The sequence below is a fragment of the Aquamicrobium terrae genome (assembly GCF_040545735.1).
Taxonomy (GTDB): Bacteria; Pseudomonadota; Alphaproteobacteria; order Rhizobiales; family Rhizobiaceae; genus Mesorhizobium; species Mesorhizobium terrae_A.
In genome coordinates this window covers 86,652-100,530 of the sequence record NZ_JBEPML010000011.1, presented here as the reverse complement: position 1 = coordinate 100,530, position 13,879 = coordinate 86,652, and the positions used below count along the sequence as shown (strand labels likewise).

The 13,879-nt window shown below is 66.6% G+C and carries 16 protein-coding genes; 11 read left to right on the top strand and 5 right to left on the bottom strand.

Going from position 1 to position 13,879, the window contains the following annotated elements; genetic code table 11:
- Positions 1-195 precede the first annotated feature (195 nt).
- On the bottom strand, positions 196-1,971 hold the full coding sequence (locus ABID37_RS16245) for a tetratricopeptide repeat protein (protein WP_354196609.1): 1,776 nt from the start codon (positions 1,969-1,971) through the stop codon (positions 196-198).
- Positions 1,972-2,243: 272 nt separating this feature from the next.
- Between ABID37_RS16245 and ABID37_RS16240 the strand changes: the two genes are divergently transcribed.
- Positions 2,244-2,687 carry a MerR family transcriptional regulator gene (locus ABID37_RS16240; RefSeq protein ID WP_354196607.1) on the top strand — a complete coding sequence of 148 codons (444 nt, stop codon included), beginning with the start codon at positions 2,244-2,246 and terminating at the stop codon, positions 2,685-2,687.
- Here the strand turns inward: ABID37_RS16240 and ABID37_RS16235 are convergent.
- Positions 2,671-3,687 (bottom strand): polyprenyl synthetase family protein, encoded by a 1,017-nt coding sequence (locus ABID37_RS16235; protein ID WP_354196605.1) that lies wholly within the window; start codon positions 3,685-3,687, stop codon positions 2,671-2,673. The genes ABID37_RS16240 and ABID37_RS16235 overlap by 17 nt on opposite strands.
- A 206-nt stretch (positions 3,688-3,893) precedes the next feature.
- Here ABID37_RS16235 and ABID37_RS16230 point away from each other — a divergent pair, with 206 nt between their 5' ends.
- From ABID37_RS16230 to moaB, 7 genes are all read left to right on the top strand, one after another.
- On the top strand, positions 3,894-5,573 hold the full coding sequence (locus ABID37_RS16230) for an alpha/beta hydrolase (RefSeq protein WP_354196603.1): 1,680 nt from the start codon (positions 3,894-3,896) through the stop codon (positions 5,571-5,573).
- 43 nt (positions 5,574-5,616) lie between these two features.
- Complete coding sequence (locus tag ABID37_RS16225) at positions 5,617-5,841, top strand: putative signal transducing protein (RefSeq protein WP_354196601.1); 225 nt, start codon at positions 5,617-5,619, stop codon at positions 5,839-5,841.
- Positions 5,838-6,632, top strand: coding sequence for a tRNA1(Val) (adenine(37)-N6)-methyltransferase (locus tag ABID37_RS16220; protein WP_354196599.1), 795 nt, complete (start codon positions 5,838-5,840; stop codon positions 6,630-6,632). The genes ABID37_RS16225 and ABID37_RS16220 overlap by 4 nt, the downstream gene beginning before the upstream one ends.
- A 60-nt stretch (positions 6,633-6,692) precedes the next feature.
- Complete coding sequence (locus ABID37_RS16215) at positions 6,693-7,556, top strand: S49 family peptidase (protein ID WP_354196597.1); 864 nt, start codon at positions 6,693-6,695, stop codon at positions 7,554-7,556.
- A gap of 75 nt (positions 7,557-7,631) precedes the next feature.
- Positions 7,632-7,817, top strand: coding sequence for a hypothetical protein (locus tag ABID37_RS16210; RefSeq protein ID WP_354196595.1), 186 nt, complete (start codon positions 7,632-7,634; stop codon positions 7,815-7,817).
- A gap of 9 nt (positions 7,818-7,826) precedes the next feature.
- Positions 7,827-8,717, top strand: coding sequence for a 4-(cytidine 5'-diphospho)-2-C-methyl-D-erythritol kinase (locus tag ABID37_RS16205; protein WP_354196593.1), 891 nt, complete (start codon positions 7,827-7,829; stop codon positions 8,715-8,717).
- A gap of 4 nt (positions 8,718-8,721) precedes the next feature.
- On the top strand, positions 8,722-9,261 hold the full coding sequence (moaB, locus tag ABID37_RS16200) for a molybdenum cofactor biosynthesis protein B (protein WP_354196591.1): 540 nt from the start codon (positions 8,722-8,724) through the stop codon (positions 9,259-9,261).
- 6 nt (positions 9,262-9,267) lie between these two features.
- Here moaB and ABID37_RS16195 read toward each other — a convergent pair whose 3' ends face one another.
- The 3 genes from ABID37_RS16195 to ABID37_RS16185 form a co-directional block, all read right to left on the bottom strand.
- Complete coding sequence (locus ABID37_RS16195) at positions 9,268-10,128, bottom strand: C40 family peptidase (protein WP_354196588.1); 861 nt, start codon at positions 10,126-10,128, stop codon at positions 9,268-9,270.
- A 12-nt stretch (positions 10,129-10,140) separates the two neighbouring features.
- Positions 10,141-10,491 carry a MarR family transcriptional regulator gene (locus ABID37_RS16190; RefSeq protein ID WP_354196586.1) on the bottom strand — a complete coding sequence of 117 codons (351 nt, stop codon included), beginning with the start codon at positions 10,489-10,491 and terminating at the stop codon, positions 10,141-10,143.
- A 244-nt stretch (positions 10,492-10,735) separates the two neighbouring features.
- Positions 10,736-12,103, bottom strand: a complete 1,368-nt coding sequence (locus tag ABID37_RS16185; RefSeq protein WP_354196584.1) for a leucyl aminopeptidase family protein — start codon at positions 12,101-12,103, stop codon at positions 10,736-10,738.
- Positions 12,104-12,238: 135 nt separating this feature from the next.
- On the opposite strand from ABID37_RS16185, the gene ABID37_RS16180 reads away from it, so the two are divergent.
- The 3 genes from ABID37_RS16180 (at position 12,239) to ABID37_RS16170 (ending at position 13,866) form a co-directional block, all read left to right on the top strand.
- Positions 12,239-12,928 carry an RNA polymerase sigma factor gene (locus ABID37_RS16180; protein WP_354196582.1) on the top strand — a complete coding sequence of 230 codons (690 nt, stop codon included), beginning with the start codon at positions 12,239-12,241 and terminating at the stop codon, positions 12,926-12,928.
- Positions 12,929-13,012: 84 nt separating this feature from the next.
- Positions 13,013-13,537 (top strand): DUF4142 domain-containing protein, encoded by a 525-nt coding sequence (locus ABID37_RS16175; protein WP_354196580.1) that lies wholly within the window; start codon positions 13,013-13,015, stop codon positions 13,535-13,537.
- A 5-nt stretch (positions 13,538-13,542) separates the two neighbouring features.
- On the top strand, positions 13,543-13,866 hold the full coding sequence (locus tag ABID37_RS16170) for a cupredoxin domain-containing protein (protein WP_435521574.1): 324 nt from the start codon (positions 13,543-13,545) through the stop codon (positions 13,864-13,866).
- The last annotated feature ends 13 nt before the right edge of the window (positions 13,867-13,879 follow it).

The following is a 13,879-nucleotide window of genomic DNA, read 5'->3' as shown; positions in this document are numbered from 1 at the left end:
TTTTGCAGCCAAGTGGAATCACTTGGCGTCGCAGAAATGCGGCAAAACAGACGGTAGAGCGGCAGCCCGGATTTATCCGGGCATCCGACGCTCTAGAGCCCCGCTCCCGGAGCGTCAAGAAAAGAGCGCGGCCGGCGTACCGCAAAGGCGGGGCGCATCGTCGCGCACCGCATCCGCTTTAGCCGGCCCTTGCCGTCAGTCGTCCTGCTGTGCGGGCGGCTTTGACTTCGAGGCCGCCGTGTCCTGCGCGGTGTTGGTCTCGATGGGCGGCAGGCCCTTCTGGAGCTTCTTTTCCACCTCGGCCAGAACGTCGGGCTCGGGTTCCAGATCGCGCGCATAGCTCCACTGGAAGGTGGCTTCCAGCCTGCGGCCGACGCGCCAATAGGCATCGCCCAGATGGTCGTTCAGCACCGGGTCCTCGGGGCGCAGCGACACGGCCCGCTCCAGCTCGCGCACGGCATCCTCGAAGCGGCCGAGCTTGTAGTAGGCCCAGCCAAGCGAATCGACGATGTAGCCGTCGCTCGGGCGCAGTTCGACGGCCTTCTGGATCATCTCCAGCGCCTCGTCGAGGTTCATGTTCTTGTCGACCCAGGAATAACCGAGATAGTTCATGACCTGCGGCTGGTCCGGATTGAGTTCCAGCGCCTTGCGGAAATTCGGCTCGGCCCTGGTCCATTCCTTCAGCCGTTCATAGGCGATGCCGCGCTGGTAGAAGATGTTCCAGTCTTCCGGCTGCGGATCCTTCAGCCGTTCCACCGCCTTGTCGTAAAGTTCGGCGGAGGCACGGAAATTCTGCTTGGCCCCATAAACGCCGCCGAGCGCCAGATAGCCGCGCATCTCGTCGGGCTGCGCCTCGACCAGCGCCTTCAGATGCGCGATGGCCTCGTCGTTGCGGCCGAGGTCGGCCAGGTTGAGGCCGAGTTGCAGCTCGGCAACCTGCTTGAGCGGCGAATCATCGGCGATGCGCTTGTAATAGGAGATGGCGCGCTCGCCGTCCTTCATCTGCTCGGCCACGCCGGCAAGCTGCACCAGCGCCACGTCACTGTTGGGCTTCAGCGCCAGCGCATATTCGAGATAAAGCCGCACGAAGGGCTCGCCGCCGCCCCGGTTGAGCGCGGTGGCAAGGTTGATCAGGATTTCGGCGGCACCGTCGGCCGGCCCCGAAACCATGGGCGCGATCTCCTCGCCCTTTTCGATGCGCTCGCGCAGCGCCTCGATCTCGGCGCGGCCGGTGACAAAGGCTTCCGACTGGTCGAGCACCGCGAGCGCCTCATCCTTCCTGCCCTCGCGGGCAAGGAAACGGGCATAGGCTTCGGCGCTGCGCAGCCAGGTTTCCGGCGCCGCGCCGCCGGCGGCGGTGTTGTCGACGGTCGCCTTGTAGGCCTCGGCCGCCTTGTCCTTCAATCCGGCCGCATCGGCGATGAGGGCGCGGTGATAGGACTTGAAGAGGTCGAACCATTCCGGGCCCTTGAGCTTGCCGACATAGGCGGCGGCGTCATTGCCGTGGCCGGCGCCAAGGCGCGCCCAGCCGGTCATCACGCCACTGATCAGCCTGTCGAGATCGGCCTGGAGCGACAGCTTCAGCCAGTATTCGGCCTTGGGATAGTCCTTCTTGCGGAAGGTATCGACCGCCAGAGCCAGCCGCGAGAAGCGTTCGATGTCGGGCACTTCCTTGAGCTTGTCGGCATAGGGCAGCGATTCGTCGAAACGGCCCTGCGCGATCAGCGTCAGCATCAGGCTCTGCTGCAACTGCACGTCGTCGGGCGCGAAGGCCAGGGCTTGCTTGTAATAGATGATGGCGCTGTCGAGATCGTTGTCGCCCTCGGCCACGCGCGCGGCCAGATAGGCGCCGGAAAACGACGTGATCTCAATGGGCTTCGAGGCTTCCTTGGCAACGACCACCGGGCCGCACAGGGCCAGCCCGGTCGCCACAGTAAGACCCGCGAGCCAGCGAATGCGTTGATGCGGCATCGTCATCCTTTCAGCCGAGAGCGTCCCGGCCGCTGTGCCGGGACAATCATATCATCCTGTGACGGCGAAGCATGGCCTTTTTGGGATCACGCCGCAATACAGGGTCATTTTGCGCCCGCCGGACCGGCGGATGCGTCGCGCGCATTTGTACGATTGCCGGCAGCCGCGCGCAATCCGGCCGGCAGAGGAATGATCATGCGGGCCGACGGGATGACAGGCGGGAATGGAATGCCTATTTTCCTCCAGTGACTAGAGAATTATGAGGCTTCAACATGGCTTTCTCGATCGGCGAACTGGCGCGGCGGGCCGATGTGAAGGTGCCGACGATCCGCTACTATGAGCAGATCGGCCTGATGCCGGAAACGCTGCGCACCGAAGGCCAGCAGCGCCGCTACGGGTCGGCGGCCGTCGCCCGCCTCGCCTTCATCCGCCATGCCCGCGAACTCGGCTTCGACATCGACGCCATCCGCACGCTCCTGTCGTTGCAGGACGACCCCGACCAGCCCTGCGCGCGGGCCGACGAGATCGCCACGATCCGCCTTGCCGAGGTGGACAGGCGCATTGCCGGCCTCCAGGCCCTGCGCAAGGAACTGAAGAAGATGGTCGACGAATGCGCACAGGGGCGCGTGTGCGATTGCCAGGTCATCGAGACGCTGGCCGACCGCACCCATTCGCACAAGTCATGGAAGGAACCGGCGGTCAGTTCACGCGGCTGATGCAGAAGTCGATGACGTCGATGAGCGCCGATTTCTGCGGCGTCGCAGCCAGCGGCGCCAGGGCGTCGCGGGCGATTTCGCCGAAATGGCGGGCGCGGCCGATCGTGTCGGAAATGGCGCCGTGGCGGGCCAGCAGGCCGATCGCCCTTTCAAGCGCCGCATCGTCGGCGTCATTCTCCTCGATCGCCTTCTTCCAGAAGGCGCGCTCCTCGCCGGTGCCGCGCCGATAGGCCAGGATCACCGGCAGGGTCACCTTGCCTTCGCGGAAATCGTCGCCGACATTCTTGCCGAGGTCGCTGCTCGACCCGCCATAGTCCAGCGCGTCATCGATGAGCTGGAAGGCGAGGCCGAGATTCATGCCGTAGGAGCGCAGCGCGGCGCGGTCGTTGCGCGAGGCGCCGGCCACCACCGGTCCAACCTCGGCGGCCGCGGAAAACAGCGCCGCCGTCTTGGCCTTGATGACGGCGAAGTGCTCGTCCTCGGTGGTGTCGAGGTTCTTCGCCGCAGCAAGCTGCATCACCTCGCCCTCGGCGATGATCGAGGCGGCGGTGGACAGGATGTCGAGCGCGTCCAGCGAGCCGACATCGACCATCATGCGGAAGGCCTGGCCGAGCAGGAAGTCGCCGACCAGCACGCTCGCCTGGTTGCCCCAGATCATGCGCGCCGTCTTCTTGCCGCGGCGCATGCCGCTCTCATCGACCACGTCGTCATGCAAAAGGGTCGCCGTGTGCATGAACTCCACGGCGGTGGCGAGCTTGATATGGCCGTCGCCCGCATAGTCGAACATCTGCGCCGCCGCCAGCGTCAGCATCGGGCGCAGGCGCTTGCCACCGGACGAGATCAGGTGGTTGGCCACTTCCGGAATCATCTGCACGTCGGAACCGGCCTTGGACAGGATCAGTTCGTTGACACGGCCCATATCCGAAGCCGTCAGCTCGAGCAGCTTCTTTATGGTGGCGGCTTCGCGCTTGCCGTCCTCGAGATTGACAACGATACCCAACAAACAACTCCCGTCAGAGAGACCGCCAACGCGGCCGCATATCGGGCGGACTCTAGGGAGACGGCGGCTGGACGGCAAGAGGCGAATTGGCGCGGACACAGCTGGTTTGTGCCCGATTGGCGCGTGAATGGTCTGGAAAACACCCCTTCCAACCGCCTATAGCTGAAACCGGCACGGCTCATGGCTCCAACGGCGACGGCGAAACGATGTCCCTTTCCCTCACTTCCCGCACCGGCACTCTCTTTTCGCGCCTGGCGCTGTCCCTGTCGACGATCGGCCTGCTGACCGGCACGCTGTTCTTCGCGGCGTCCTTCACGCCGTCGCTGATTCCGCGCAACTGGCTGCTGCAAGGCGTGCTGTCGGGGCTTGCCTTCGGCGTCGGCTATCTCGTCGGCGTGCTGGGGGTGTGGCTGTGGAGCTATCTCGAACTGCCGGTGCTCAAGGCGCCGGCCGCCCGCTGGGTCAAGCGCGCGGCCGGCGCCATATGCGCGGCGATCGCGGTGATCTTCCTGTGGCAGGCTTCGGAATGGCAGAACTCGATCCGCGAGCTGATGGGGATGGAGCCGGTGGACAGCGTCGACCCGCTGCGCATCGCCCTGATCGCCATTGCCACCTTCGCCGTGCTGCTCGGCATCAGCCGGCTGTTCCGCCTCACCCTCGACTTCATCGACCGCCGCCTGCGCGGTTTCCTGCCGCGCCGCGTCGCGGCGGTGATCGGCGTGGCGGCGGCGGTGGTGATCTTCTTCAGCCTCATCAACGGCGTGCTGCTGCGCTACGGGATCTATGTGGCGGACAGCTCGTTCCGGGCCGCCGACGAGCTGATCGAGCCCGACACGCCGCAACCGCAGGACCCGAACAAGACCGGCAGCGCCGCCTCCCTGCTCGACTGGGACGGGATCGGCCGGCGCGGGCGGCAGTTCGTGGCGACCGGCCCCTCCAAAGACGACATAGCCGCCTTCCTCGGCCGCGAGGCGATGGAGCCGCTGCGCGTCTATGTCGGCCTGCGCTCGGCCGAAACGCCGGAGGAGCGCGCTCGCCTCGCGCTGGAGGAACTGAAGCGCGTCGGCGCCTTCGGGCGCTCGGCGCTGGTGCTGATCACGCCGACCGGAACCGGCTGGATCGACCCGCCCGCCATCGACACGCTGGATTACCTGCATGGCGGCGATGTCGCCAGCGTCGCCATCCAGTATTCCTATCTGGCAAGCTGGCTGTCGCTGCTGGTCGAGCCCGAATATGGCGGCGAGGTCTCGCGCGCGATGTTCACCGAAATCTACGGCTACTGGACCCAGTTGCCCCGGGAGAACCGGCCAAAGCTCTATCTCTACGGGCTGAGCCTCGGGGCGATGAACTCCCAGCGCTCCAGCGAACTGTTCGAGATTCTTAGCGATCCCTATCAGGGCGCGCTGTGGGTCGGCCCGCCCTATTCCAGCCAGCTCTGGAGCTCGATCACCGCACGGCGCAACGCCGGCTCCCCGGTGTGGCTGCCGCGCTTCCGCGACGGCTCCTATGTGCGCTTCACCGGCCAGGAGAACGCCCTGAACCTTCCCGGCGCGCATTGGGGGCCGCTGCGCGTCGTCTATCTGCAATATGCGAGCGACGCGGTGACCTTCTTCGATCCGCTGTCGGTCTATCGCCAGCCGGAATGGATGAACGCGCCGCGCGGGCCGGACGTGTCGCCGCAGATACGGTGGTATCCGATCGTCAGCTTCCTGCAATTGCTGGTCGACATGATGACCGCCACCACCACGCCCATGGGCCACGGCCACGTCTATGCGCCGCAGCACTATATCGACGCCTGGGTCGCGGTGACGGACGTGAAGGGCTGGTCGGACGCGGACATAGAACGCCTGAAGGCCCATTTCGCCCACATGACGGAGGCGCAATGAGCCCTGCGTTTACAGACATGTCTTTTGCTGCGAAATGTCGGCCATGATCGAGCTTGTGCGCACCAACGACGCCGTCGTCATTTCCTTCATCGAAGCGCTGATGCGCGACGCCGGCATCGCCTATCTGGTGGCCGACCAGAACATGAGCATCGTGGACGGCTCGCTGGGCATCCTGCCGCGCCGCATCCTCGTCGATGCCGAGCAGGCCGATGCCGCGCGCAAGATCCTGGTGGATGCCGGCATCGCCAACGAGATCCGCGGCCAATGACGGCGCAGGCCGCGCCGGACAAGGCCACACGGCACACCGTCGATGCCTTCCATCGCGGCCGCTTCGTCCTGGTGCAGCCCGCAAGGGGCGCCCATCGCGCCGGCATGGACGCCATGATGCTGGGGGCCAGCGTGCCTTCCGCCTTCGCCGGGCGGCTGGCCGATTTCGGCGCGGGTGCGGGAGCGGCCGGCCTTGCCGTGCTGTCGCGCTGTGCCGGCGCGAAAGCGGTGCTGGTCGAGCGCGCGCCCGAGATGGTGGCGTTCGCGCAAGCCACCCTCGCCCATCCGGACAATGCGCCCCTGGCCGGCCGCGCCGAGATATTGCAGGCCGATGTGGCGCTGACCGGAACGGCAAGGCAGGCGGCTGGGCTCGCCGACAACAGCTTCGACTTCGTCATCATGAACCCGCCCTTCAACGCGGGGGCGGACCGGGCGACACCGGACGAATTGAAACGCCAGGCGCATGTGATGGAGGACGGGCTGTTCGAAAGCTGGCTGCGAAGTGCCGCCGCCGTCACCCGCCCGCGCGGCGGCGTCTCGGTCATCGCCCGGCCCGAATCCCTGCCGATCCTGCTCGATGCGCTGCGCGGCCGCTTCGGCAATGCCGAACTCATGGCCATCCATCCGCGCGAGGACGCGGCGGCGATCCGTATCGTGGTCCGGGCGGTGCGCGGCGGCCGCGGCAAGCTCGTCATGCGCCCGCCGCTGGTCCTTCACGAAACCGGCAGCGACCGCTTCCGCCAGAACACCGACAGCATCAACAACGGGCTCGCCTCGCTTTTCGGGGATTGATGCCTTTGCCGAGGCTGCCCGAATGCCTACATGCCCCGCATATTGCCGGAGACACCTGCCTTGAAGAGACTTTTCAACCGCCTGCTGCCGAAAGCGTTGCGCACCAATGTCGTCACCATCCCGGTCCTGCGCCTGCATGGCACCATCATGGCCGGCGGCTCGCCCCTGCGTCCCGCCCTGTCGCTGGCCACCACGGCCGGGCTGATCGAGAAGGCCTTCGCGTTCGATGCGCCGGCCGTCGCCATCTCGATCAATTCGCCGGGCGGCTCGCCGGTGCAGTCGCGCCTGATCTTCAAGCGCATCCGCGACCTGGCGGCCGAGAAGAACCGCAAGGTTCTGGTGTTCGTGGAGGATGTGGCGGCCTCGGGCGGCTACATGATCGCGCTGGCCGGCGACGAGATCATCGCCGACCCTTCCTCCATCGTCGGCTCGATCGGCGTGGTCTCCGCTTCTTTCGGCTTTCCGGAGCTGTTGAAGAAGATCGGCGTCGAGCGCCGCGTCCACACCGCCGGCAAGAACAAGTCGGTGCTCGATCCGTTCAGGCCGGAGAAGAAGGAAGACGTGGAACGGCTGAAGAGCCTGCAACTCGAGATCCACGACACCTTCATCGACATGGTCAAGGAAAGGCGCGGCGGCAGGCTGGCCGACGATCCGGATCTGTTCACCGGCCTGTTCTGGACCGGAGGCAAGGGGCTGGAACTCGGCCTCGTCGACGCGCTGGGCGACATGCGCTCGGTGCTCAAGCAGCGCTATGGCGCCAAGACCCGCCTCAAGCTGATCAGCGCCCAGCGCGGGCTGCTGTCGCGGATCGGGCCGTTCGGGTCGCGGACCGGCTCCATGCCCTCCGAGATCGCGGCCGCCGCGGCCGACGGCCTGATCGATGCGGCACAGGAGCGCGCCCTGTGGTCGCGCTTCGGCCTTTGAAAAGACACGCGCACGCGCTACCATGAGCTATGATCGGCCGGATGCCTTTCGGCATCGCGCCGCGGGAGAACCGAGATGCCGCAGATCATTTTCTTCGTTGCCGTGGGTATCATCGCCTATGTCGGCTACCGCGCCTTCGTCCGCGAAGCCGAGCGGGTGACGGCCAAGATCCGCCGCGCCGAGCAGCAACAGAAAACGGGCGCGAACGGCACTTTGGTGAAGGACCCGAAGACGGGCGAATACCGCGTCGTCAAGGACTGATTGCCATCCGTGGACACCGCCCTGGATGCCCCGCCGGAGGCTGTCGGCACGTTTGCCGAGGCCGCGCCGGCCAAGATCAACCTCGCCTTGCATGTCGTCGACCGGCGGCCGGACGGCTATCATGAGCTGGAAACCCTTGTCGTCTTCACCGAATATGGCGACCGCCTGACGGTCGAGCCGGCGGCACGGGACCATTTCTCCATTCACGGGTCCTATGGGGGCCAACTGCCCGTCGACGAGGGCAATCTGGTCGTCCGCGCCCGCGAGGCGCTGCGGCGCGCCTGCGGTGCGGACCTGAGGCCCGTATCCATACGGCTTGAAAAGAACCTGCCCATCGCTTCCGGCATCGGCGGCGGATCGAGCGACGCGGCGGCGGCGCTGCGGGCACTCGCGCGCCACTGGCGGCTGGCGGACACCGCCTTTGCCGATGCCGTCGCCCTGGCGCTCGGTGCCGATGTGCCCATGTGCCTTGCCGCGCGGCCGTTGCTGGCGCGCGGCGCCGGCGAGCGCATCGAGCCCGTTTCCGGCCTGCCGAGGCTTGCCGTGGTTCTGGTCAATCCGGGCGTGGAGGTGTCGACGCCGCAGGTGTTCTCCGGGCTCGCCAGCCGCGAGAATCCACCCTTGCAGGCCCTGCCCGGCAAGGCCGATTTCGAGGCGCTGCTTGGCTGGCTCGCCGCCAGCCGCAACGATCTGGAACCGCCGGCGCTGTCGATCGCCCCGGCGATCGCCGAAAGCCTCGCCGCCCTTGCGGCCAGCGGGGCGGCCTTTACCCGCATGTCGGGCTCGGGCGCGACCTGCTTCGGCCTCTATGCCAGCGACAGCGCCGCCCGGGCGGCGGCCGACATCATCAGGCGCGACCGGCCGGGCTGGTTCGTCGCCGCCACCTCGACGACAGGATAGACCCATGGCAACGGAACGCGCCTTTATCCCCGTGCGCATCGCAGTGCTGACCGTATCGGACAGCCGCAGCCTCGCCGAGGACCGCTCCGGCCAGACGCTGGCCGACCGCATCGCGGAAGCGGGCCATATATTGGCGGCGCGCGACATCGTGACCGACGACCAGGACAAGATCCGCGACAAGGTGCTCGGCTGGTCGAAGGATGACGGCATCGACGTGGTCATCACCACCGGCGGCACCGGCTTCACCGGGCGCGACGTAACGCCGGAAGCGCTGGAGCCGATCTTCGAGAAGCGCATGGACGGCTTCTCGGCGCTGTTCCACCGCATCTCCTACGACAAGATCGGCACCTCGGCGATCCAGAGCCGCGCCACCGGCGGCGTCGTCAACGCCACCTATGTCTTCGTGCTGCCCGGCTCGCCCGGCGCCTGCCGCGACGCCTGGGACGGCATCCTGAAGGCGCAGCTCGACTACCGGCACATGCCCTGCAATTTCGTGGAGATCATGCCCCGGCTGGACGAGCACCTGCGGCGCGGCAATTCCTGACCACCGCTACGGCCGGCGGAAGCCGGTCGGAGTGCCGTAGAGATAGCCGATGCGGTCGATGGCTTCGCGCAGGCCTTCGCGCGCCACCGTCATGGTGTGGCCGTTGGCATGGATCATGCCGTCCCGGTCGGTCATGATCGCGACATGTCCCTTCCAGAACACGAGGTCGCCGCGCTTGAGGCCCGCATAATCCGCGCCCGGATCGAGCGGTTCGCCGAGGCCCGCCGCCTGCATGTCGGAATCGCGCAGCACGTCGCGGCCGGCCATGCGCATGGCAAGCTGGACGAGGCCGGAGCAATCGATGCCGAAGCCCGATGCGCCGCCCCACAGATAGGGCGTGCCGATCAGCGTTTCCGCCACCGCCACATAATCCGGCGCGCGCTCTTCCACCGGCACCAGATGGCGGGCGATCACGGCCTTGCCGTCCGCCAGCAGCGCATAGGGCGTGCCGCGCGTTTCGGCCGCGCCGACCACGGTGACCGCCGAGCCGAGCGACAGCGCCCCGGCGCGTGGAAAACGCAGGTCGGGACCCGGATAGAGGAAGGTGCGCGGCACCGACACCAGATGCGTCGGTTGCGTACCGCGCGCGCCAAGCTCGGCCTCGCGCACATAGCCGACATAACCGTCGCGCTCGGCCTGCACCCAGGCCCAGCCGTCGGCGGCGTCGTAGACCAGTATGTCGTCGCCATACAGGAACTGGGTGTTGACGCCGGCATCCGCCCGCGGCGCCGTCAGCACATCCGCCAGGGGAGCCGAAATTCGCGCCGGCCGGCCCGAAACGAAGCGTTCCGCCTCCACTTCGCCTTCAAGCCGCGCATCGGCAAGGTCGGGACGGAAAGCATGCAGGCGGCGGTCGCGGATGGTCAAGGTCGGATGCCTTCAGATCGGGAGGTCGAGTGCCTTGGCGACAATAGCATCGCCGAAGCGCTCGACATAGAGCGCGCCTTCCACCGTGCGCCGGATGAGCACGTTGCGACGGTCCTTCTCGTCGCGATGGCGCGATACGAGCTTCATCGCCCCCATGGTGTCGAGCGCGCGGGTGATGACCGGCTTGGTGACATTGAGCCTGGTGGCCAGCCCGCGCACCGTATGCGGCGGCGGTTCGAGATAGATGGTGAACAGGATCGCCATCTGGCGCATGGTCAGGTCCGGCGCGTCGTCGCGCACCTCATGCAGGCACACCTGTTGCCACAGCCGCAAGGCCTGTATCGGACGCATGGAAACCGCCATGCCCCAATCTGGATCAAAATCGTTTCGGTTCCGTTTCAGTTTGGGCGGGGTTCTGCCGGGCTTGGCAAGGTTCCGGCATGGATTCCCGACACTCTCCATTCGCTTCGCTCATGCCGAGGCCGGGAATGACGGAGGTGGGTTTTCCGTCATTCACGGCCTTGAAGCGACCGAAGGGAGCGCAAAGTATCGGGAATCCATGCCGGAACGTTGGAGCGTGCCGAATAATCGACCCCGCCGTGAATAACTACCCGAAGCGTTTTGAAATCACCCGCTCCAGCGCGCGGATTCCCTGGGCCTCCCCGCCCACCGGCCCGTGCGGCCGTTCGGCTGGGTTCCAAGCGAAGATATCGAAATGCACCCAGGAGGCTGCATCCTCCACAAAGCGCCTGAGGAACAGGGCGGCGGTGATCGAGCCGGCGAAGCCGTCCGTGGTGACGTTGTTCATGTCGGCCACCTTGGAGGCCAGCCTGGCGTCGTAGGGCCGCCACAACGGCATGCGCCACAGTGGGTCCTCGACCTCGGCGGATGCGGCAGCGATCTCGGCGGCCAGCGCCTCGTCGTCGGTGTAGAAGGGCGGCAGGTCGGGGCCGAGCGCCACGCGCGCCGCGCCCGTCAGCGTCGCCATGTCGATCAGCAGGTCCGGCTTCTCCTCGTCGGCCAGCGCCAGCGCATCGCCAAGCACCAGACGCCCCTCGGCATCGGTGTTGCCGATCTCCACTGTGATGCCCTTGCGGCTTTGCAGCACGTCGCCCGGCCGGAAGGCATTGCCGGCAATGGCGTTCTCGACAGCCGGGATCAGCACGCGCAGCCGCAGCCTGAGACCGGCCGCCATGATCATCGAGGCAAGGCCCAGCACATTGGCGGCCCCGCCCATATCCTTCTTCATCAACAGCATGCCGGAAGCCGGCTTGATGTCGAGCCCGCCGGTGTCGAAGCACACGCCCTTGCCGACCAGCGTCACCTTTGGCGCGTCTTCCGGCCCCCAGCGCAGATCGATAAGGCGCGGCGCCTGCGCCGCGGCGCGGCCCACCGCATGGATCATCGGGAAATTGGCGGTGAGAAGGTCGTCGCCGGCCGTCACGGAAACCTTCGCGCCATGCCTTTCGGCCAGTTCCCGCACCGCCTGTTCCAGCGCGTCGGGGCCCATGTCGTTGGTCGGCGTGTTGACCAGATCGCGGGCCAGGAACACGCCTTCGGCAAGGCGCTCCAGACGTTCGGCATCCGCCCCTTCCGGCAGCGCGAGCCGGAGCGCCCGGCCCGGCTTCTTGCCGTAGCGTGTGAAGACATAGCCGCCGAGCGCAAGGGCCAGCGCCGCCACTTCCGGCTTGTCCAGCTTGCCGTCCAACCGCCAGTCGCCCGCCGGCAGCGATCGGGCAAGGCTGCCCAGCGCCAGCGCGCCGCCGGATCCGTTGCCGAGGCCGAACAGCGCCCCGCCGATCCTGCCGCCCTCGCCGGGCAGCACCAGCATCTTGCCGGCCTCGCCGTTGAAGCCGTTGGCCTTCGCCCAGGCCACCGCCTGCGGCGACAAGCCGGCGCTTTCGAGCCCGTCCTTCGCAACGAGATGGACGGCAAGGGCTCCGGCAAGATCGGGGGCGGCAAGTTCGACAGGCATGAACATCTCCAGAAGGCGGCGACTCGGACAGCGTTGGCCGGCAGTCATTGTCGATAGAGGGCGGCATATTGCAATCCGAAACGGGAACCTTTCGGATCGGACGCCATCGGATATAGTTCCAGAAGGAGCAATCCGATGCCAGCTTCGCCAGCTTTGTCCCGACTTCAGCCGCAGCCGGAAGCCGATCTCGTGCGGCGCGCCGCGCGGCGCGATGCCGACGCCATCCGCCAGATCATCAAGCGCCACAACCAGCGGCTCTATCGTCTCGCGCGGGCCGTGGTCGGCTCCAATGCGGATGCCGAGGACGTGCTTCAGGAGGCCTATCTGCGTGCCTTCACCAGCCTGGACAGCTTTCGCGGCGATTCCTCGCTCGCCACATGGCTGTCGCGCATCACGCTGAACGAGGCCTTCGCGCGCCTGCGTTCCCAAAAGCGCCTCAAGCGTGCCGCCCCTGCCGATGTCGCGACGGGACAATCGCAAATCATCCCCTTTCCCACCGCCATTTCTGGCGACGACCCGGAACGCACCATGGCACAGCGGCAGCTTCTCCACCTCGTCGAGCAGGCAACCGACGACCTTCCCCACGCCTTCCGCATCGTGTTCGTGGCAAGGGTCATCGAAGGGCTGAGCGTCGAGGAGACCGCGACCCTGCTCGGCCTGCGGCCGGCCACGGTCAGGACACGGCTCCACCGCGCCCGCAAGCTGGTCAAGGACCGGCTGGAAGCGCAGGTCGGGCCGATCCTGGTCGATGCCTTCCCCTTTGCCGGCACGCGCTGCGAGCGGCTGACCGAAGCGGTGCTCGCAAGGCTCGATCTCCTGAAATAGCGGGAACATTTCCGGGGCGACAGCATCGAATGCTGCGTAAATGCCCGGAAAGCGGCGGATCATGCCGCCGCGAAGGAGATATTCATGAGATCGCATCTGATCGCCGCGCTTGGCGCGGCATGCCTCCTGCTGGCCGCACCTCTGGCGAACGCACAGGACAAGCCGACCGACCCGCAGATCGCCCATATCGCCTACAGCGCCGGCCTCATCGACATCGAGGCGGCCAAGCTGGCGCTCACCAAGACCGAGACCAAGGCCGTCACCGAGTTCGCGCAATCCATGCAGAAGGACCATGAGGCGGTGAACGAGCAGGCGCTGGCGCTGGTCAAGAAGCTGAACGTCACGCCCGAGGACAACGCCACCAGCCAGGCGCTGGCCAAGGCGGCGGAGGAAAAGCGGGCCGAGCTTGCCAAGCTCGACGGCGCCGCCTTCGACAAGGCCTATATCGACAACGAGGTCGCCTATCACAAGCAGGTCAACGCGGCGCTGGAGACGCTGCTGATCCCGTCCGCCCAGAATGCCGAACTGAAGGGGCTTCTGGAAACCGGGCTGAAGCTGTTCCAGGGCCACCAGCAACATGCCGAGCATGTCGCGGCGGAACTGAAGTGATGGCCATGCTCCTCGACCGGCGGTGTTTCCTTGCGCTGGGGAGCGCGGTTCTGGCCGGCAGCCGCCTCGCCCGCGCGGAGGCTGGCACCGTCCATGTCGCCATCGAAAAGCTGGTCTTCATCCCCGCCGAGATCGAGGTGAAGGCCGGCCAGACGATCGAATGGACGAACAGGGACCCATTCGCCCACACCGCGACCGTCAAGGGCAGATGGGAGGTGATGATCCCGCCCGGCAAGACGGCGACGAAAGTGGCCGAACAAAGCGACAGCGTCGAATATTACTGCCGCTTCCATCCCAACATGAAAGGCCGCATCACCGTCTTGTCATGAGCCATGGCCAGAC

Bases quoted from the DNA above. Each gene is read 5' to 3' on its own strand.
- ABID37_RS16245 (WP_354196609.1), bottom strand. From the start codon at position 1,971: ATGCCGCATCAACGCATTCGCTGGCTCGCGGGTCTTACTGTGGCGACC.
- ABID37_RS16220 (WP_354196599.1), top strand. From the start codon at position 5,838: ATGACGGCGCAGGCCGCGCCGGACAAGGCCACACGGCACACCGTCGAT.
- ABID37_RS16240 (WP_354196607.1), top strand. From the start codon at position 2,244: ATGGCTTTCTCGATCGGCGAACTGGCGCGGCGGGCCGATGTGAAGGTG.
- moaB (WP_354196591.1), top strand. From the start codon at position 8,722: ATGGCAACGGAACGCGCCTTTATCCCCGTGCGCATCGCAGTGCTGACC.
- ABID37_RS16175 (WP_354196580.1), top strand. From the start codon at position 13,013: ATGAGATCGCATCTGATCGCCGCGCTTGGCGCGGCATGCCTCCTGCTG.
- ABID37_RS16225 (WP_354196601.1), top strand. From the start codon at position 5,617: ATGATCGAGCTTGTGCGCACCAACGACGCCGTCGTCATTTCCTTCATC.
- ABID37_RS16190 (WP_354196586.1), bottom strand. From the start codon at position 10,491: ATGGCGGTTTCCATGCGTCCGATACAGGCCTTGCGGCTGTGGCAACAG.
- ABID37_RS16170 (WP_435521574.1), top strand. From the start codon at position 13,543: ATGCTCCTCGACCGGCGGTGTTTCCTTGCGCTGGGGAGCGCGGTTCTG.
- ABID37_RS16180 (WP_354196582.1), top strand. From the start codon at position 12,239: ATGCCAGCTTCGCCAGCTTTGTCCCGACTTCAGCCGCAGCCGGAAGCC.
- ABID37_RS16210 (WP_354196595.1), top strand. From the start codon at position 7,632: ATGCCGCAGATCATTTTCTTCGTTGCCGTGGGTATCATCGCCTATGTC.
- ABID37_RS16230 (WP_354196603.1), top strand. From the start codon at position 3,894: ATGTCCCTTTCCCTCACTTCCCGCACCGGCACTCTCTTTTCGCGCCTG.
- ABID37_RS16185 (WP_354196584.1), bottom strand. From the start codon at position 12,103: ATGCCTGTCGAACTTGCCGCCCCCGATCTTGCCGGAGCCCTTGCCGTC.